The organism is Pseudonocardia sp. DxW, from assembly GCF_058448985.1.
The window spans coordinates 96,880-113,888 of the sequence record NZ_JBZFLK010000018.1; the positions used below are offsets into that span (position 1 = coordinate 96,880).

At 75.1% G+C, this 17,009-nt stretch carries 18 protein-coding genes; 6 read left to right on the forward strand and 12 right to left on the reverse strand.

Annotated elements, in window-relative coordinates; translation table 11 throughout:
- Nucleotides 1-222: 222 nt before the first annotated feature.
- Genes ACVJO7_RS25095 through ACVJO7_RS25120 form a run of 6 tightly spaced genes read right to left on the reverse strand, consistent with a single transcriptional unit; the run spans nucleotide 223 to nucleotide 6,332 of the window.
- On the reverse strand, nucleotides 223-1,404 hold the full coding sequence (locus tag ACVJO7_RS25095; protein ID WP_491674922.1) for an NAD(P)/FAD-dependent oxidoreductase: 1,182 nt from the start codon (nucleotides 1,402-1,404) through the stop codon (nucleotides 223-225).
- On the reverse strand, nucleotides 1,401-2,147 hold the full coding sequence (locus ACVJO7_RS25100) for a glycosyltransferase family 2 protein (protein WP_491674923.1): 747 nt from the start codon (nucleotides 2,145-2,147) through the stop codon (nucleotides 1,401-1,403). Before ACVJO7_RS25100 ends, ACVJO7_RS25095 begins: the two co-directional genes overlap by 4 nt.
- Nucleotides 2,144-3,430 (reverse strand): PIG-L family deacetylase, encoded by a 1,287-nt coding sequence (locus ACVJO7_RS25105; RefSeq protein WP_491674924.1) that lies wholly within the window; start codon nucleotides 3,428-3,430, stop codon nucleotides 2,144-2,146. The genes ACVJO7_RS25100 and ACVJO7_RS25105 overlap by 4 nt, the downstream gene beginning before the upstream one ends.
- The gene (locus tag ACVJO7_RS25110; protein ID WP_491674925.1) at nucleotides 3,430-4,491 is read right to left on the reverse strand and encodes an acyl-CoA dehydrogenase family protein; all 1,062 of its coding nucleotides are present in this window, start codon (nucleotides 4,489-4,491) and stop codon (nucleotides 3,430-3,432) included. The genes ACVJO7_RS25105 and ACVJO7_RS25110 overlap by 1 nt, the downstream gene beginning before the upstream one ends.
- Before the next feature lie 20 nt (nucleotides 4,492-4,511).
- Complete coding sequence (locus tag ACVJO7_RS25115; protein ID WP_491674926.1) at nucleotides 4,512-5,945, reverse strand: cytochrome P450; 1,434 nt, start codon at nucleotides 5,943-5,945, stop codon at nucleotides 4,512-4,514.
- 9 nt (nucleotides 5,946-5,954) lie between these two features.
- A complete protein-coding gene (locus ACVJO7_RS25120; RefSeq protein ID WP_491674927.1) occupies nucleotides 5,955-6,332 on the reverse strand; it encodes a hypothetical protein in 378 nt (125 codons plus the stop codon).
- 92 nt (nucleotides 6,333-6,424) lie between these two features.
- Between ACVJO7_RS25120 and ACVJO7_RS25125 the strand changes: the two genes are divergently transcribed.
- From ACVJO7_RS25125 to ACVJO7_RS25135, 3 genes are all read left to right on the forward strand, one after another.
- Nucleotides 6,425-7,141 (forward strand): TetR/AcrR family transcriptional regulator, encoded by a 717-nt coding sequence (locus ACVJO7_RS25125; RefSeq protein WP_344025772.1) that lies wholly within the window; start codon nucleotides 6,425-6,427, stop codon nucleotides 7,139-7,141.
- Between the two features lie 74 nt (nucleotides 7,142-7,215).
- Nucleotides 7,216-7,848 carry a VOC family protein gene (locus tag ACVJO7_RS25130; RefSeq protein WP_344025770.1) on the forward strand — a complete coding sequence of 211 codons (633 nt, stop codon included), beginning with the start codon at nucleotides 7,216-7,218 and terminating at the stop codon, nucleotides 7,846-7,848.
- Nucleotides 7,845-8,093 carry a hypothetical protein gene (locus ACVJO7_RS25135; protein WP_491674928.1) on the forward strand — a complete coding sequence of 83 codons (249 nt, stop codon included), beginning with the start codon at nucleotides 7,845-7,847 and terminating at the stop codon, nucleotides 8,091-8,093. Before ACVJO7_RS25130 ends, ACVJO7_RS25135 begins: the two co-directional genes overlap by 4 nt.
- A 25-nt stretch (nucleotides 8,094-8,118) precedes the next feature.
- Here the strand turns inward: ACVJO7_RS25135 and ACVJO7_RS25140 are convergent, their stop codons facing one another.
- From ACVJO7_RS25140 to ACVJO7_RS25150, 3 genes are read right to left on the reverse strand one after another with little or no spacing between them, the layout of a single operon-like run.
- Nucleotides 8,119-8,766, reverse strand: a complete 648-nt coding sequence (locus ACVJO7_RS25140; protein ID WP_491674929.1) for a response regulator — start codon at nucleotides 8,764-8,766, stop codon at nucleotides 8,119-8,121.
- Nucleotides 8,763-9,899 (reverse strand): GAF domain-containing sensor histidine kinase, encoded by a 1,137-nt coding sequence (locus tag ACVJO7_RS25145; RefSeq protein ID WP_491674930.1) that lies wholly within the window; start codon nucleotides 9,897-9,899, stop codon nucleotides 8,763-8,765. Before ACVJO7_RS25145 ends, ACVJO7_RS25140 begins: the two co-directional genes overlap by 4 nt.
- Nucleotides 9,900-9,910: 11 nt before the next feature.
- Complete coding sequence (locus ACVJO7_RS25150; RefSeq protein WP_358487681.1) at nucleotides 9,911-10,264, reverse strand: cupin domain-containing protein; 354 nt, start codon at nucleotides 10,262-10,264, stop codon at nucleotides 9,911-9,913.
- A gap of 311 nt (nucleotides 10,265-10,575) precedes the next feature.
- Here ACVJO7_RS25150 and ACVJO7_RS25155 point away from each other — a divergent pair, with 311 nt between their 5' ends.
- Nucleotides 10,576-12,750, forward strand: a complete 2,175-nt coding sequence (locus ACVJO7_RS25155) for a molybdopterin-containing oxidoreductase family protein (RefSeq protein WP_491674931.1) — start codon at nucleotides 10,576-10,578, stop codon at nucleotides 12,748-12,750.
- On the forward strand, nucleotides 12,747-13,184 hold the full coding sequence (locus ACVJO7_RS25160) for a CBS domain-containing protein (protein WP_491674932.1): 438 nt from the start codon (nucleotides 12,747-12,749) through the stop codon (nucleotides 13,182-13,184). The genes ACVJO7_RS25155 and ACVJO7_RS25160 overlap by 4 nt, the downstream gene beginning before the upstream one ends.
- 27 nt (nucleotides 13,185-13,211) lie before the next feature.
- Here ACVJO7_RS25160 and ACVJO7_RS25165 read toward each other — a convergent pair whose 3' ends face one another.
- Both ACVJO7_RS25165 and ACVJO7_RS25170 read right to left on the reverse strand, forming a co-directional pair.
- The gene (locus tag ACVJO7_RS25165) at nucleotides 13,212-13,913 is read right to left on the reverse strand and encodes a DUF899 domain-containing protein (RefSeq protein ID WP_491674933.1); all 702 of its coding nucleotides are present in this window, start codon (nucleotides 13,911-13,913) and stop codon (nucleotides 13,212-13,214) included.
- A gap of 113 nt (nucleotides 13,914-14,026) precedes the next feature.
- Nucleotides 14,027-14,419, reverse strand: a complete 393-nt coding sequence (locus tag ACVJO7_RS25170) for a winged helix-turn-helix transcriptional regulator (protein ID WP_491674934.1) — start codon at nucleotides 14,417-14,419, stop codon at nucleotides 14,027-14,029.
- Nucleotides 14,420-14,546: 127 nt separating this feature from the next.
- On the opposite strand from ACVJO7_RS25170, the gene ACVJO7_RS25175 reads away from it, so the two are divergent.
- Nucleotides 14,547-15,428, forward strand: coding sequence for an oxidoreductase (locus ACVJO7_RS25175; RefSeq protein WP_491674935.1), 882 nt, complete (start codon nucleotides 14,547-14,549; stop codon nucleotides 15,426-15,428).
- A 19-nt stretch (nucleotides 15,429-15,447) separates the two neighbouring features.
- On the opposite strand, the gene ACVJO7_RS25180 is transcribed toward ACVJO7_RS25175, so the two are convergent.
- Nucleotides 15,448-16,998, reverse strand: coding sequence for a class I adenylate-forming enzyme family protein (locus tag ACVJO7_RS25180; RefSeq protein WP_491674936.1), 1,551 nt, complete (start codon nucleotides 16,996-16,998; stop codon nucleotides 15,448-15,450).
- Nucleotides 16,999-17,009: the final 11 nt, after the last annotated feature.

Consider the following 17,009-nt stretch of genomic DNA (forward strand, 5'->3'; position numbering starts at 1 on the left):
CGGGACCGGGCGCGTGACCGGCAGCGCCCTGGTGCGCTGTCGGACTCCCCGGCCCGGCCGTCGCGGGCGGGCCCGGGAAGCGGGCCGGTCGGTCCGGCCTCGGGGCGACGCCCCCGGGGCCGCTGGGCCCCGGGTGCTCGGGGCGAATCTAGGACAGTCGACGGCCCCCCGGCAACGCGGTGCCCCGGCCGGACCACGGCCGGGCGACTCCGCTGCGGACGGTCACCGGCCGTCCGGCCGTCCGGTCGACGTCGCCCCGCGCCGGACGAGTTCGGTGCCCCGCTCGTGGTCGCCGTCGGCGAGATGGGTGGCCACCCCGCAGACGACGCCGCCGGACCGGTACCAGGCGGTGAACCCGCCGCCGTCGTGCGACTCGAGCGCGACCTCGTCGAACCCGTCGCCCCAGGCCGTGTACTTGAGCGTGCGGTCGCCGATCACGGTCCAGAACCCGGGCGGGGAGTCCCAGCGGGCGTCGCCGCCTGCGGCGGTCGTCCCGGCGACGGTGCCCATCGCCTCGGCCTCCCCCCAGTGCTCGACGGCCAGGTGCCTGCCGGCGGCGGCGTTGTACGCCAGCGCGACGTCCCCGGCGGCGAACACGCCGGGGGCGGAGCTGCGCATCCGCTCGTCGACGACCACCCGGCCGGACCGCACCGCGATCCCGGCGTCCTCGGCGAGCCCGGCCCGCGGGGTCGCCCCGGCCGCGACCAGCACCACGTCGGCGAGCTCGGGCTCGGCGTCGCGCAGCTGCACCACCCGGCCGGACGCGGTCGTCCCGATCCCGGTGACCTCGGCGCCGCCGCGCAGCGTGACGCCCTCCTCGGCCAGCCAGCCGGCGAGCCGGTCGCCGACCGCGTCGCCGAGCCGGGCCGCCTGCGGCACCCGCTCGTCGCTGCACACGGTGACCCGCAGCCCGCGCCGGGCCAGCGAGGCGGCCGCCTCGCAGCCGATGAACCCGGAGCCGACGACGATCGCCGATCCGGCGTACCCGATCCGCTCGTCCAGGGTCCGGGCGTCGGCGAGGGTGCGCAGGTACAGCGCGGTGTCCGCGCCGGGGACCGGCAGCGCGGCGGCCGCCGATCCGGTGGCGAGCAGGCACTGCCGGAAGGCGACGGTGCCGCCGTCGTCGAGCCGGGCCAGCCGGTCCGTGACGGACAGCGACTCGACCCGCCGCCCGGTGCGGACCTCGGCCCCGGTCCGGCCGGGGAGCAGCAGGTCCGGCCCGTCGGTCCCGCCGCGCAGCAGCTCCTTGGACAGCGGGGGCCGGAAGTAGGGCGGGGTGTCGTCGTCGGAGACCAGCAGGACCGGGCCGGGGCCGCCGTGCTCGCGGTAGGCGATCGCCGCGTGGTGCGCGGCGGGGCCGCCGCCGACGATCAGCAGCCCGGCCGTCGTGACGGGCGCGTTCATGCCACCGGGCTACCCGCGGCCCGGGGTTCGACACCTGCGTGCCGGGCCAGCAGGTCGGCGAGCCCGCCGCGGGCCCGCCCGGTGGTCCGGGCGCTGGTCCGGACGTCGTCGACCGGGCCGGGGAGCACCCGGTACCCGCCGGCCCGCAACCGGGCGACGATCCCGTGGTCCTCCCCGCAGTCGATCTCGGGGAAGCCGCCCACGCCGGTGTACGCGGTCGCCCGCACCCCGAGGTTCGCCGCGTACACCGGTCGGTCCGGTGGCGGCGGCTCGCCGGGCGGCACCGGGTAACCGGGCAGGTCGAGCACCACCCCGCCGATCACCGCGTCCGCGCCGGCGTCGGCGCGCAGCAGGTGGCCGCGCACCCAGCCGGGCCGCACGGTGCAGTCGGCGTCGGTGCTGAGCAGCCAGGTCCGGCCGGGCCCGGTGCCGGACGGCCCGAGCAGCCCGAGCACCGCGTCCGCGGCCCGGCCCCGGGTCGCGCCCATCGGGGCGGCCGGCTCGCCCGGCCGGGTCTCCAGCACGGCGTGCCGCACCCGGGCGCCGGCCGGGTGCCGGGCGATCGCGTCCCGGGCCCGGTCCGCGGTGCCGTCCGAGCACCGGTCGGCGAGCACGCACAGCGCGCGCACCCGCAGCCCGGGGACGGCGTCCAGCGCGGTGAGCACGGACCGGACGCAGGTGCCGACGGTCGCCGCCTCGTCGTGCGCGGGAACCAGCACGCCGACGGCCTCGACCGGCCTCACCGGCGGCGCACCACGTGCAGCAGGAAGTCCTCGTCGAGGTGCTCGACGAGCGGCGTGAACCGGTCGTCGCCGACGATCCGCCGGTGCACGGCGGCACCGTCGGCCGGGGCCTCGGCGGGCCACTGCCGCCAGTGCGCCACCACCAGGTCGCCGTCCCGGCGCAGCGCCGCGGCGGCCCGGTCGAGCACCGCGTCGATCCGCTCCGGCGGCAGGTAGTAGAGCAGCTCGGACAGCACGACCAGGTCGGCGCCGTCCGGCAGCGCCCGCGGGTCGTCCACGTCGGACCGGGACACCCGGGCCGACGGCAGGCCGGCGACCCGCGCCGCGGCGGCCGCCACCGCCTCCTCGACGGCGTCGGTGGCGACCAGCCGGTCGCAGCGCCCGGCGAGTGCGTGGGTCAGCTCGCCCAGCCCGCAGCCGGGCTCGGCGGCCAGCCGGTAGCGTTCCCGGGGCAGCGCGGCGAGCAGCACGTCCCGCTTGCGGCGCTCGTACCAGGAGGTCCGCACCTGCCACGGGTCCGCGCCGTCGCGGTAGAGGCCGGCGAACAGCTCGATCGGCGCGCCGTCCGCGGACGGTTCCCGGAAGTAGATCTCGCGGTGGCCCAGGAAGTGCGTGAGCGTCGCCGCGGAGAGTACCGGGCGGTGCCCGCCGGGCGGGACCGTGCGCTGTGAGACGTGCGCGTCGAGCGCGCGGCGCTTCGCCGCCCGGTCGGCCTCGGAGAGCCGCAGCCGGTAGCCGCGGTCCCAGGGGACCACCGGATCGGTCGGGTCGAACCGGGTGCGCGCCCAGATCGGGAAGCCGAACCCGTGCGCGGACACCGGCGCGGCCGCGACGCAGGCCCGGCCGACGGCGGCGTGATCGGGATGCGGGTCCTCCCGCCACGGCGAGATCCACGCGTCGGCGCCGGCCAGCAGCGGGCCCAGCGCCGCGGTCAGCTCGTCGGTGCGCAGGCCGGAGTCGGGCATCCCGAGCCGGTGCACGGCGGCCGGGACCTCCAGCGCGGCGAGCGCGTCGGCCAGCTCGCGCAGCCGGGTGCGGGCCAGCGCGGCCCGGTCGGTGCCGGTGACCTCGGGCAGCGCGGCCTCGCCGTCGCTGGCCAGCACCAGCTCCACGGTGCCGCCCGCGGCCGCGACCGCGCGGAGCAGCCCGGCGGCGCCCAGGGTCTCGTCGTCGGGGTGCGCGCTGACCACGACCAGCCTGCGGAATCCGGACGGGTCCAGCTCGCGGTGCGCGAGGGTCTCGGCGGCGTCCTCCCAGACGTCCGCGGTGTGCCGCGGCTCCATCACGCGGCCCCGCCCAGCAGGAGCCTGCCCAGCTCGGCCCGGTCCCGGTCGCCATGGTGCTGGCGCAGGTAGACCTGCAGGTCGGCGAGCCGGGCGGTGAGCCCGGCGGATCCGGCGAGGGTGCTCACCCCGGCGCACTCCGGGGCGGCGTCGAGCACCGTGCGGCAGGCCCGTTCGACGGCGGCCCGCACGGTCGCGACCGCGCCGTGCTGCGGATCGTCCGGCTCGGCGTCGATCCGCGCGGCGGTGGCGTGCAGCAGCGCGTCGGCGGCGGCGACGGCGGCGTGCATCCCGCCGAGCGCGGCGAGCCGGTGCGGGTCGCCGGATCCCGGCCCGCCGGTCCCGGGCCGCAGCGCGGCGGCGATCTCGTCGACGATCCCGGCGGCGCCGCCGAGCCAGACCGCGGCCACCCCGGCGCCGCCGTGCGCGAACCCGGGCCGGTGGGTGTAGGCGTCCGGGCCGCCGAGCACGGCGCCCGGCGGGACCGGCACGTCGTGCAGCACGATGTCGTGGGTGTCGGCGGCCGCCATCCCGGGCGCCCGCCAGCTGCCGGCGCGCCGCTCGACGCGCGGGTCGTGCAGGTCGAGCTCCACCAGCCGGGTGCTCCCGTCGTCCGCGCCGGCGACGAGAAGTGCCCGGTCCAGCACGTGGGTGCCGGAGCAGAACCGGAGGGTGCCGGTCAGCCGCGGCCCGCCGGTGCCGGTGCCGGGGCCGATCCGGGCACCGCCGCCGGCCCGGGACGCCCACACCCCGAGCCGGGCGCCGGGGCGGGCGGTCCGGCCGAACCCGGCGAGGATCGCGACCGCGTCGGTGTGCCCCTCGGCGAGCCGGGCCACCGACAGGTCGCGGCGGCCGAGCCCGGCCAGCCGGGCCCAGCGCTGGGCCGTCGCGCCGGACCCGGGCAGCGGGAGGTCGAGCTCGCCGGCGTCGACCAGTGCGGCGAGCACGGTCGCCGCGGTCACCGGGAACGGCTCGGGCGCACCGTCCGGGGCGGGAACCGGATCGAGGATCCGGCCGGTTCCGGCGACACCGGCCGGGGCGGGTTCTGAGGTGGAACGCACCCTCCCCGGATGACCGGGGATCAGCGTTCCAAACCCGTCCCGGCCGCGGCGCGGGCGAGGCCGAACCGCAGCGCGTACGGGTTGAGCCCGCGCGGCAGCGGCTGCCCGGCGTCGAACGACTCCGGCGGCAGCAGCACCGCGTGATGGTCCTCCAGCAGCGTCGCGAGCACCGTCGAGGCGACGAACAGCACCAGCTCCTGGCCCGGGCAGGCGGCGTGCCCGCCGCTGAACGGGGTCAGCATCCAGTCGTCGCGGGCGCTGCCGTCGAGCCACTGCTGCACGTCGAGCCGGTCGGCGTCGTCGCGGCGGCGGTCGTCGCGGTGCAGGAACCAGGTCGGCACCAGCAGCGATGTGCCGGCCGGCAGCGTGCCGCCGGGCCAGTCGGTGTCCGCGGTGGACTCCCGGATCAGCAGCGGGGTGGTCGGCCAGAGCCGGGTCGACTCCAGCACCGCCGAGCGCAGCACGGACAGTTCCCGCGGCCGGTCGGCGGGTCCCTCGGCCGCCATCTCGGCGCGGGCCCGCCCGCGCACCTCGGGATGGGTGGCGAGCAGCGCCAGCGCGCGCAGCGTCACCGCGGCACCCGGGTCCCAGGCGAACAGCCAGTGCCCGATCTGGTCCTCGGGGGTGGTGCCGTCGTCCGGGTCGGGTGCGGTCTGCGCGATCCGGGCGGCGAGGCTGCCCTCCTCGGCCCGCCGCAGGTGGCTGCGTACCCCGGAGGCGAAGCGTTCCCGCAGCTGCTCGCTGCGCGGCGCCAGGTGCGACCAGTTGCCGCGGCGCCGCAGCCGGGTCAGCGTGTCGGTGAGCTCGTGGTCCTCGCGGGCGCCGTCGCCGAGCACGATCCGGCGCACGACCCGCCACCAGGCGACGACGAAGGCGTCCCAGTCGAACGCCCCGGTGCGGACCGCGTCGTCGCGCAGCTGCCCGGTCTCCTGGCGGACGACGGCGGCGATGTCACCGGCCTGCGCGTGCAGCGGGGACCCGGTGTCGAGCACGGCCTCGTTGAACCGGCGGCGCTCGGCGCGGGCGGCGCCCTGCGAGATGAGCACGCCGTGCGGCTGGAAGTGGCCGAGCGCGCCGCGCTTCTCCCAGGACGCCGGGGTGAACGGCTCCGGCCCGTCCTCCAGGACCCGGCGCACCCCGGCGGCGTCGAGCACCAGCGCGCTGGGCCTGCCGGGTACCGGGACCCGCACCGGGCCGTCGCCGTAGCGGCCGCGCAGCCGCTGCAGCAGCCGCACCGACCGGTCGTCGGTGCCGAGCCGGCCCGCGGCCGCGACGACCTTCGGCCGGCGGGCGATCACCCCCTGCGCGACGATCGGGCCGAGCGCGGTGCCCAGCAGCCGGGCGGTGTCGGCGCGGGAGAGCACCGGCAGGTCTGTGCCGTTCGGGCGGGACGGGCCGTTAGCGTCGTTCGGTCCGGTGGTGGTCTCGGTCCGGTTCTGCGTCGAAGCGGGCATGGTGTCCCGCTACCCGCTGTGCGCGCGCCGAATCCGGGCCCGGCGCTCCCGGTGCCCGGCCGGACCGTCGGCGCGGCTCCCGGCAGAACGGTCGGCCCGGTGCTCGGCAGGACCGTCCGCATGGTCCTCGGCATGGTCCTCGGCATGGCTCTCGGCGCGGGCCTCGGCGCCGGTCTGCCCTGCGTAGCCCTCGTCGCGCCCGGCGATCCGGCCCACGTACCCGCCGGTGACCCCGGTGCCGGTGGTGCCCGGTGCATCCCCGGCCTCGGAGCCGGTGCCGCCGGTGTCACGGGTGTTGGCCAGGTTCGGGTCGGGCTCGACGTCCTCGGCCGGGCCGCGGCCGCGGAGCCGATCGATGATCCGGGTCAGCAGGGAGGGGGTGCTCATGCCCGGCCGGCTACCCGGCCGGGCGGGATGCACACCGCCCGGCCGCGCTCGGCCGGGTGGCCGGGCGGGGCCCACCTCTACGATCGGGCCCCATGAGTGCCAGTGCTCCCCGCAGGTCAGGTGGCGCCCGGGCGAACACCGCGCGCCGCGAGCTCGTGGAGAACGAGATCTACGAGCACGCCACCCGGCTGTTCGCCGAGCGCGGGTTCGCCGGCACCAGTCTGCAGGACATCGCCGACGCGCTCGGGATCACCCGCCCGGCCCTCTACTACTACGTCCGCAGCAAGGACGAGCTGCTCGCCAAGCTGGTCTCCGAGGTCACCGAGGGTCCGCTGGCCGATCTCGCGGAGGTCGTCGAGCGGACCGACCCGGATCCGGTCCGCAAGCTGCGCGGGGTGGTGTCGGTGCTGGTGGCGCGGCAGACCCGGCAGCCGGAGCGGTTCCGGCTGCTGATCCGCTCGGAGGCCGAGCTGCCCGCCGAGCTCACCGCGGCCTACACCGCGAGCCGCCGCTCGGTGCTCGCGGTGGTGTCCGGGGTGGTCGACGAGGGGGTGCGGGCCGGCCGGTTCCGCCCGGTCGATCCGCGGCTGGCGGCGCTCGGCGTGCTGGGCATGTGCAACTGGGTGGCCTGGTGGTTCCATCCGGGCGGCCGCGACGATCCGGCGGTGGTCGCCGAGGGGCTGGCCGACATGGCGGTCGGCGCGCTGCAGCGGGCCGACGACCGGGTCCCGGACGGCGACGGCCCGGCGGCGGCGCTGAAGCTGCTCCGCCAGGACCTGGACCACCTGGAGCGACTTCTCGACGAGTAGGTCGAACTGTTGACTCGGTCGTTTAACACTCGTACCGTCGGCCGCACCGGAACGCGGCACGACGGAGGCAGGACATGACCGAGCTGGACCACCGGGTGCGGGGCGTCGACCACGTCGCGTTCCCGACCTTCGACCCGGCGGGGACCGTGCGCTTCTACCGGGACGTCCTCGGCTTCCCGGTGGTGCACTCGATCTGCGCGGCGGGCTGGGGTCCCGAGGAGCACCCGGACTTCGTCCACTTCTTCTTCGACATCGGCAACGACGACCGGATCGCGTTCTTCTACTACTTCGGCACCGATCCCTCGGTCGGCGGCGCGCCGGGCGCCCGGGGCGACGCGTACGCCCGCTTCGGCGCCGACGTCCCGGAGTTCTTCGTGCGCTCCCGGCACCTGGCGATCCACGTGGAGAGCGAGCAGGACCTGCTGGAGTACCGGCGCCGGCTCGACGACAGCGAGTGGCCGGTGCAGATGCAGATCCGGCACGAGACCATCGAGTCGATCTACACCCACGACCCCAACGGCTACTTCTTCGAGATCACCCGGGCGATGCGGCCGGTCACGCCGCAGGAGGACCTGGACGCGAACCTGACCATCGACGCGCTGCTCGACGTCGTCGGCGCCCCGGAGCCGAGCTTCGGCAAGCTGCTCGCGCGCAAGGCCGAGCTGATCGTCGAGCGGGCCGCGGACTGGGCGGCGGCGCCGCGATGACCGTCCTCTACGTGCTCGACGTCCCGGAGAACACCGCGGTGGCGACGGTCGCCGCGGGCGCCCCGGAGACCGTCGTCGACCGGATCGGGCCGTACTTCGCGATCCGGTCCGCCGACGAGGTCGTGATCGACCGCCGGGCCACCGGCTGCCGGCACGCCGTCTGGTACTCCTGCGTCGCCGGGGTGTCCCCGGGCAGCCAGATCGTCCAGCACGACAAGGACGCGCTGCGGGTGGCCCCGGACTGATCCGAGCCGGACCGGCCCTCCCGGCTCAGATCAGCTGCATCTGCTGGGCGAACACGACGGCCTGCACCCGGGTGTGCGCGTCGAGCTTGGCCATCAGCGACTGGGTGTAGGTCCGGATGGTGTTCAGGCTCAGCGCCAGCTCGGCGGCGATGTCCCGGGTCGTCATCCCGGCTGCCATCAGGCGCAGCACCTCCAGCTCGCGCGGGCGCAGCGGGGGCACCGCGCGGCCGTCCGGGGCGAGGATCCCGCCCGCGGTCTCCAGCGCCCTGGCGATCCCGGGATCGATCACCATCCGCCCGCGGGCGACGTCGTGCAGGGCGGCGGTCAGGTCCAGGTCGAGAGTGCCCTTGAGGAGTACCCCGGCGGCGCCGGACTCCAGGCAGCGGCGCAGGTTGTCGGTGTCGCCGAACGCGGTGAGCACGACGACCTTCGCGCCGGGCACCTGGTTGCCGAGGGTGCGGCAGACGTCGGCGCCGTTCATGTCCCCGAGCCGGACGTCGAGCAGCACCAGCTCGGGCCGCAGCCGCCGGGCGGCGGTCAGCGCCTCGGCGCCGGAGTGGCAGGCGGCGACGACGTCGAACTCGTCGGCGGCGAGCACCCGCTCGATCCCGTGCGCGACGAGCGGATGGTCGTCGGCGATCAGCACCGAGCGGCGCCGGGTGCCGGACGTCATCGGGGGTCCACCAGCGGCAGCGACACCCGCAGGCTGGTGCCGCCGTCGTCGTTGCGGTCCATCCGCAGCACCCCGCCGGCGCCGGCCACCCGCTGCAGCAGGCCGGGGATCCCCAGCCCGGGGGAGCGGCCCGGCAGCGGGTTCACGGCGAAGCCCTCGGGCATGCCCTTGCCGTCGTCGGAGAGCGCGAGCGTCACCTGGTGCGACTGGTAGACCAGCGAGACCAGCACGGCGGCGGCCCCGGCGTGCTTCTCGACGTTGTGCAGCCCCTCCCGCAGCACCGACACCAGCACCGCCTCCCGGGCCATGCCGGTGTGCGCGGGGGTGCCGAGGGTGACGACCTCGGTGGCGATCCCGGTGCGCGCGGCGAACGCCGCGGCGTCCCGGCGCAGCGTGACCGGGAGCGCGTCGGTGGCCGGGAGCAGGCTGTGCATGGCCTCCCGCAGGTGGCTCGACGCCTGCGCGGCGGTGCTCTCGATGGACCGCGCCGCGCCGGCCGCGCCGTCCGGGTCGCTCCAGGCGCAGAGCTGGATCTCCTTGGCCGACATCGAGATCTGGAACAGGAGCTGGCCGGCGGTGTCGTGCAGCTGCTGGGCGATCCGCTGCCGCTCCTCCTCCACGGCGAGCCGCCCCGCCCGGTCCGCGCGCAGCGCGGTGACCAGCAGCGGGGCCAGCGACGCGCCGAACTCGGTCATCAGCAGGGTGGTGCGCGGCGCGATCCGGCGCCCGCGCGCGCCGGCGAACAGCACCCCGAGCGCGGAGTCGCCGAAGGTCAGCGGCACCGCGGCGAGGCCCTGCACGCCGGCCGCGACGAGTGCCGTGACGAGCTCGTCCGGCGGCTCGCCCGCGCAGTCGGCGGTGGTCACCGGCATCGACCGGTCCAGCGCGCGCCAGCCCGGCCCGGTGCCGGCCGGTAGCCGGACGTCGGGGAGCGCCGTCCCCTCCACCGAGCGCAGCACCAGGGTGCCGGTGCCGTCGTCGAGCGCGATCGCCGCCACGTCGGCGTCGACCAGCTCGTACATCCGCCGGCAGGCCCGGGTCACCAGGGTCGGGCCGTTCGCGAGGCCGGACAGCCCCCTGGTCGCGAGGACCAGCCGGCGGACGTCCTCGATGGACTTGACCGTGTAGCACACGACGCCGGGCCTCAGCCGCTGATGACGAACAGCTTCCGGAACGGCTCGGTCACCGTCCACGTCGACTTCGTGCCCTTCGTGAACGACGCGATGTCGCCCGGCTTCAGCACCACCTGCTCGCCGCTGTCGACCAGGTCGATCACCAGCTCGCCGTCGAGCGCGTGGATGGTCTCGTCGGCGGTGAACGGGTAGGGGAAGCTCTGCGGCTCGGAACGCCACAGCCCGACGTGCAGGGTGGCGCCCTCGGCGCCCTCGGTGCGGATCCAGTGCACCTCGCCGATGGCCTCGCCGCCCACCACGAAGGGCTCCCAGTCCTGCGCGGTGGCGGTGGATCGGGCGTATTCGCCGGTGCGGATCGGAGTCATGATCCCGGTGCCTCTTTTCTGCGGTGGGCGGTGTGGAAAACTGCGTGCCGAGCGACTCCGAAGCTATCCTGGATTCCGTTCGGCGGACAGCTGCAAATGCCGGTATCGCAGCCCGACGGCCGCCTCACCGGTGCGTTTTACCTGGACGAAACGTATGTGATCCGTGCGCGTATTCACCACCATCTGCAGTTGCGGATAGTTCCCGACGACACCGGGTGCAATTTACAGGGCGTTACAGATGCGCAATGGCGCAGACACGGCGTGCTGCGTGACTGGGTGTCCCGAGGAGTCCCTGACGCGGAGGTCCCACCATGACGCTCGCCCCGGAATCCGGCACCGAACGACGCGAACTGACCATCGTCCGCGGGGCGTGCCCGCACGACTGCCCCGACACCTGCGCCATGCTCTTCCACGTCGAGGACGGGCGGCTGGTCGACGTGAAGGGCGATCCCGACCACCCGATGACCCGCGGCGGGCTGTGCGTGAAGCTCAAGAACTTCCCCGAGCACCACTACCAGTCCGACCGGCTGCTCCACCCGATGCGCCGGGTCGGGCCGAAGGGCTCCGGCGAGTTCGAGCGGATCACCTGGGACGAGGCGCTCGCCGAGATCCGGGAGCGGTGGACCGACATCATCGCCCGGTACGGCAGCCAGGCGATCATGCCGCACGCCTACCTCGGGCACCAGGGTGTCATCAACGGCCTGACCTCCGGCGACGCCTTCTTCAACCGGCTCGGTTCGAGCGTCGCGGAGAAGACCTACTGCGAGTCCGGGTCGTCGACGGCCTGGCACATGACCGTCGGCGGCACCGGCGGCCTGGACATCGAGTCGATGGCGCACTCGCGCTACATCATCGTCTGGGGCATGAACATGACCAGCACGAACCTGCACGGCTGGCCGTTCCTGCTGCAGGCCCGCAAGGAGAACGGCGCCAAGATCGTCGTCATCGACCCGGTGCGGACCCGCACCGCCCGGCAGGCCGACTGGCACATCCCGATCCGGCCGGGCACCGACGGTGCGCTGGCGATGGGGATGATCCACGAGATCATCGCGCAGGGGCTGGTCGACACCGACTACGTCGAGCGGTACACGGTCGGTTTCGACGAGCTCGCCGAACGCGCCGCGCAGTACCCGCCCGAGCGGGTGGAGGAGATCACCGGGATCCCGGCCGACGACGTCCGCACGCTGGCCCGCGAGTACGCCACCAGCCAGCCGTCGGCGATCCGGCAGGGCGTCGCGATCGAGCGCAGCCGCGGCGGCGGCCAGGCGATCCGGGCCATCACCTGCCTGCCGGCGCTGGTCGGGGCGTGGCGGCACGTCGGCGGCGGCACCATGGAGATGCCGATCTGGGAGTTCCCCACGCTGTTCGACAAGATCTGCATGCCGGAGTGGATCCCCGAGGGTACCCGGGTGATCAACGAGCTGGACCTCGGCATGGCGCTGACCGGTGAGATGGAGCTCGACCCACCGATCATGTCGTTGTTCGTCTACAACTCCAACCCGGTCTCGCAGGGTCCCGCCCAGGCCAAGACGATGGCCGGTCTCGCCCGCGAGGACCTGTTCACCGTGGTCAGCGACCACTTCGTCAACGACACCGCGAAGTTCGCCGATCTGGTGCTGCCCGCGACGATGCAGGCCGAGCAGCTCGACATCATGGTCACCTGGGGGCACCTCTACATCTCGTTGAACCAGCCGGCGATCGCGCCGCCGGGGGAGTGCGTGCCCAACTCCGAGCTGTTCCGCAGGCTCGCCGCGACGATGGGCTTCACCGACGACTACTGGGACCGCACCGACGAGCAGATGCTGCGCGACTTCCACGACTGGGACGCGCCCGCGCTGCAGGGCATCACCTACGACTCGCTGGTCGAGACCGGCTGGGCCCGGCTGAACGTCGGCCTGCCGCACGAGCGCGCCCCGCACGCGGAGGGCAACTTCCCGACCCCGTCGGGCAGGTGCGAGTTCCGGTCCTCGCTCGCCGAGGGCGGCAACTTCGTGGTGCCGGTGTGGCGGTCGATGTACGAGGCGTTCCAGCCCGGCGGGTACCTGGACCCGCTGCCCGACTACGTCCCGCCGTTCGAGTCCGCCGCCTCCGATCCGGAGCTGGCGCAGCGCTACCCGCTCTCGATCGTCTCGCCGAAGCCGCACGCGTTCCTCAACAGCCAGTACGCGAACGCCGCGGACAAGCAGGACGTGCAGGGCGAGCAGCGGGTCTGGATCCACCCGGTGGACGCCGCCGAGCGCGGCATCGCCACCGGCGACCCGGTCCGGGTGTTCAACGACCGCGGGGAGTTCCGCGGGCCGGCGGTGGTCGAGGACATCGTGCTGCCCGGCCTGGTGATGGCCAACGTCGGGCACTGGCAGGACAAGGCGTCCGGCAGCACCGTCAACACCATCACCCTGGACCGGCACAACGAGCTCGGGAACGCCGGGGTCTACTCCGACAATCTCGTCCAGGTGGAGGCGGCGGCCGACCCCGCAGCGGGATGACGCTCGCCGAACCGGTCGCGGTGCAGCCGCGGCGGGTCGCGGACGGGATGCTGCGGGAGCCGAAGGTGTGCCCGCCCGGCACCACGGTCGCCGCCGCCCGGCGGATGTTCCGCGACGAGCACGTGCACGCCCTGCTCGTCGTCGACCGCGGCGTGCTCCGCGCGGTGGTCGAACGGGCCGATCTGGCGACCGCCGATCCCCGCGCGGCCGCGGCCGGGCTCGGCGCGCTGGCCGGGCGCGTCGTCCGGCCCTGCGCGGATCTCGGTGCGGTGCACCGGGAGATGCGCCGGGCCGGGACCCGCCGGCTCGCCGTCGTCGACGACCGGGGCCGGCTCCTCGGGCTGCTGTGCCTCAAGCGGTCCGGCCGGGGCTTCTGCTCGGCCGACGACGTCCGGGCCCGGTCGGCGGCCGGCGTCGCGGGGCGCCCGCGCTGAGCCCGCACCGGCGGCGCCCGGACGACCTCACGTCCGGGCGCCGCCGTAGGCCGCGGCGATGTCCGGCGAGTCCGGCCACCAGTGGTAGGTCGGCGACTGCGGCCACCCGTCCGGCGAGTCCTGCCACACCTCCTGCCGGCCGTAGGGGAGCAGATCGACCAGCGGGAACGTGTAGGACAGCTGCTCGGTGCCGCGCCCGTCGGTGTGCCAGGTCCGGTACACGGTGTCCCGGCCGTCCGCGCCGTCGCGCAGGAAGACGTTGACGGCGAACCCGCCGTCCGGCGGCGCGCCGACGTCGGCGCCGAACGGGCTGTTCGCGGTGGAGTACCAGGTCATCGTGTTCCCGACCCGTTCGGCGTAGGCGAGCGCCTCGTCGATCGGCCCCTGGGTGACGACCACGAACCGGGCGTCGATGTTCGCGAGGAACTCCAGCCGGGTGAACTGCGAGGTGAAGCCGGTGCAGCCGCCGCACTGCCACTGCGCACCCGGGTGCCACATGTGGTGGTAGACGATCAGCTGGGAGCGGCCGTCGAAGACGTCGGCGAGCCGGACCGGGCCGTCCACGCCGTCGAGCAGGTAGTCGGGCATCTGCACCATCGGCAGCCGGCGGCGCTGCGCGGCGATCGCGTCGAGCTCGCGGGTGGCGGCCTTCTCCCGCACCCGCAGCGCGGCGAGCTCGCGCTGCCAGGTCTCGGCGTCGACGACGGGTGGCCGGGCGTTCGTGGTCATGGCGGGTCCCCTCGGTCGTGGGCTGTTCACCGGGTGGACCGCCGCCGCGGCACGGACTCATCGGTCGGCCGCGATCGCGGTGCAGCCACCCCGGGCCACCACCCCCGGCGGGCTCAGCGGTCGTGGGCGGCCCGGTGGGCGAGCACGTCGTCCATGTGCGTCTCGGCCCACGCCTTGAGGCCGCGGATCGCCCCGTGCAGGGACCGGCCCAGGTCGGTGAGCTCGTAGCTGACGGTCACCGGCACGGTCGCCGTCGCGGTGCGGGTGAGCAGGCCGTCGCGCTCCAGCGAGCGCAGGGTCTGGGTGAGCATCTTCTGGCTGACCCCGGCCAGCTGCCGGGACAGCTCGGAGAACCGCAGCGGCCCATCGCCGAGTCCGCAGAGGACCAGCGTCACCCACTTGTCGGAGATCCGGTCGAGCAGCTGCCTGCTCGGGCACACCGCCAGGAAGGCGTCGTACTCCACCCTGGCCCGTGCCCGCCGCTCCGCCGCCGTCGTCGTCGCCATCCCCACCTGCTTCCCCCCCGGGTGCCCTACGCACTTCCAGGTGCCTGCTTCCCATCGGAGAGCTGCCCGACCATGCGTGAAGCAGGGCGCCGGCCGGCGCCACCCCCGCACGACGAGAGGCAGCCCGATGAGCACGCTCTCCACCGCACTCCCCGGCGGCACCTGGGAACTGGGCGACGACCTGACCGTCACCCGGTTCGGCTACGGCGCGATGCAGCTCGCCGGCCCGTGGGTGATGGGCCCACCCGCCGACCGCGACGGCGCGCTGGCCGTGCTGCGCGCGGTCGTCGAGCTCGGCATCACCCACATCGACACCGCCGACGCCTACGGGCCGCACGTCACCAACGAGCTGATCCGCGAGGCGCTGCACCCCTACCCCGGGCAGCTGCGGATCGCGACCAAGGTCGGCGCCACCCGCGACGCGCAGGGCGGCTGGCCGCCCGCCCGCGATCCGCAGGCGCTGCGCGAGGCCGTCACCGCGAACCTGCGTGGTCTCGGCGTCGACACCCTCGACCTGGTGAACCTCCGGCTCGGCGACGCCGATGGTCCCCGGCCCGGCTCGCTCGCCGAGGCGTTCGGCACGCTCGCCGAGCTGCAGCGCGACGGCCTGATCCGCCGGCTCGGCGTCAGCAACGCCACCCCCGAGCAGGTCGCCGAGGCGCGGACCATCGCACCGGTGGCCTGCGTGCAGAACCTCTACAACCTGGCCCACCGCACCGACGACGACCTGATCGACGAGCTCGCCGCCGCCGGCATCGCCTACGTGCCGTTCTTCCCGCTGGGCGGGTTCACCCCGCTGCAGTCCTCGCTGCTCGCCGGCGTGGCGGCCCGCCGCGGCGTCGGCCCGATGGCGGTCGCGCTGGCCTGGCTGCTGCAGCGCTCGCCGAACATCCTGCTGATCCCCGGCACGTCGTCGGTGGCGCACCTGCGGGAGAACGCCGCCGGTGCCGCGACCGTGCTGACCGGGCAGGACCTGGCCGAGCTGGACCGGATCGGCACCGGGCCGTGACCGCCCGGCCCGGCCCGGCTCAGGCGGGTGCGCCGTCCCGGAGCCGGCGCTTGAGGATCTTTCCCTGCGGATCGACCGGCAGCTCCTCGACCAGGTGCACCGCCTTGGGCACCTTGAAGACGGCCAGCCGCTCCCGGCAGTGCGCGATCAGCTCGTCGGGCTCCAGCTCCCGGCCGGGCTGCACGACGACGAACGCGGTCACCGCCTCCGACCAGTACGGGTCCGGCATCCCGACGACCGCCGCTCTGGCGACCGCCGGGTGCTCGTGGACCACCCGCTCGACCTCCTGGCTGGACACGTTCATCCCACCCGACTTGATCATGTCCTTGAGCCGGTCGTGGAAGAACAGGTTCCCCTCGGCGTCGATCCGGACCATGTCCCCGGTGCGCACCCAGCCGTCCCGGAACACCTCGGCGGTGCGTTCCGGATCGTCGAGGTAGCCGAGCATCGCCGAGGGGGTCCGGCAGATCAGCTCGCCGACCTCGGCGTCCCGGTCCTCGGCGTCGACCACCCGGATCTCCAGGTGGGTGACCGGCTTCCCGATCCAGGTCGGGTCGCCGCCGGGCACGTCGTCGAGCGTGCGGAAGAAGCCGACCGTGCCCAGCTGGGAGAGCTCGGACTGGCCCCAGTAGGTGCCCCACAGCACCTCCGGCGCCGCGGCGGACCAGGCCTCGATGACGTGCGGCGGGATCTGCCCGCCGTAGGTCATGCAGCGGCGGACCTGCCCGACCGACTCCGGGCCGAACCCGTCCTGCCCGGCCAGCGCGATGTAGAAGGTCGGCGTCTGGGCGATCACGGTGACCCGTTCCCGGCCGATGATGCCGACCGCGGTCGCCGGGTCCGCCGTGGCGGGCAGCACCAGGGTGGCGCCCATCAGGGTGAGGCTGGTCATCGAGCCGAGACCGGCGATCGTGTGGAAGGGCATCACGAACAGCCAGGTGTCGTCGGGCCCGGTCGCCAGCCCCCAGCCCCACGCCGGGGCGGTGGACGCGAGGTAGTTGCGGTGCGGGATGAGCACGCCCTTCGGCGCGGCCTCGGTGCCGGAGGTGTAGACGACCAGCGCGACGTCGTTCTCGTCGAGATCGGCCACCGGCTCGTCGGTGGGCCGGGCGGCGAGCAGCGGGTCGAGCTCCGGCCCGTAGCCGAGCTGCCCGGCGCCGTCGGGGAGCACGGCGGCGACCGGCCCGGCGAACGCCTCGTCGGTGAGCACCAGCCGGGCCCGGCTGTGCCGCAGCTGATGGCCGATCTCGGCCTCCCGGTACAGCGGGTTGACGCCGGTGAACGCCGCGCCGATCTTCAGCGCGCCGTAGTAGGCCGCGACGACCTCCACGCTGTTGCGCGCCATCGACGCGATCCGGTCGCCGTGCCCGATGCCGCGCGAGGTGAACAGGTGCGCGTACCGGTTGGCGCGCTCGTCGAGCTGCGCGTAGGTCGTCTCGGTGCGGGTGCCGTCGACCGCGTAGGCGACGAACGCGACCTTGTCCGGCCGGGTCCTGGCGTGCCGGCGCAGCTGGTCGCCGATGGTCGCGCGACCCAGCAGGGTGCGGTGGTGCGGGGCGAGATCGGCCACGGGGGAGTCCT

Coding starts and splice junctions, on each gene's coding strand:
- ACVJO7_RS25095 (WP_491674922.1), bottom strand. CDS start 1,404: ATGAACGCGCCCGTCACGACGGCCGGGCTGCTGATCGTCGGCGGCGGC.
- ACVJO7_RS25105 (WP_491674924.1), bottom strand. CDS start 3,430: ATGGAGCCGCGGCACACCGCGGACGTCTGGGAGGACGCCGCCGAGACC.
- ACVJO7_RS25115 (WP_491674926.1), bottom strand. CDS start 5,945: ATGCCCGCTTCGACGCAGAACCGGACCGAGACCACCACCGGACCGAAC.
- ACVJO7_RS25120 (WP_491674927.1), bottom strand. CDS start 6,332: ATGAGCACCCCCTCCCTGCTGACCCGGATCATCGATCGGCTCCGCGGC.
- ACVJO7_RS25125 (WP_344025772.1), top strand. CDS start 6,425: ATGAGTGCCAGTGCTCCCCGCAGGTCAGGTGGCGCCCGGGCGAACACC.
- ACVJO7_RS25130 (WP_344025770.1), top strand. CDS start 7,216: ATGACCGAGCTGGACCACCGGGTGCGGGGCGTCGACCACGTCGCGTTC.
- ACVJO7_RS25135 (WP_491674928.1), top strand. CDS start 7,845: ATGACCGTCCTCTACGTGCTCGACGTCCCGGAGAACACCGCGGTGGCG.
- ACVJO7_RS25140 (WP_491674929.1), bottom strand. CDS start 8,766: ATGACGTCCGGCACCCGGCGCCGCTCGGTGCTGATCGCCGACGACCAT.
- ACVJO7_RS25150 (WP_358487681.1), bottom strand. CDS start 10,264: ATGACTCCGATCCGCACCGGCGAATACGCCCGATCCACCGCCACCGCG.
- ACVJO7_RS25155 (WP_491674931.1), top strand. CDS start 10,576: ATGACGCTCGCCCCGGAATCCGGCACCGAACGACGCGAACTGACCATC.
- ACVJO7_RS25160 (WP_491674932.1), top strand. CDS start 12,747: ATGACGCTCGCCGAACCGGTCGCGGTGCAGCCGCGGCGGGTCGCGGAC.
- ACVJO7_RS25165 (WP_491674933.1), bottom strand. CDS start 13,913: ATGACCACGAACGCCCGGCCACCCGTCGTCGACGCCGAGACCTGGCAG.
- ACVJO7_RS25170 (WP_491674934.1), bottom strand. CDS start 14,419: ATGGCGACGACGACGGCGGCGGAGCGGCGGGCACGGGCCAGGGTGGAG.
- ACVJO7_RS25175 (WP_491674935.1), top strand. CDS start 14,547: ATGAGCACGCTCTCCACCGCACTCCCCGGCGGCACCTGGGAACTGGGC.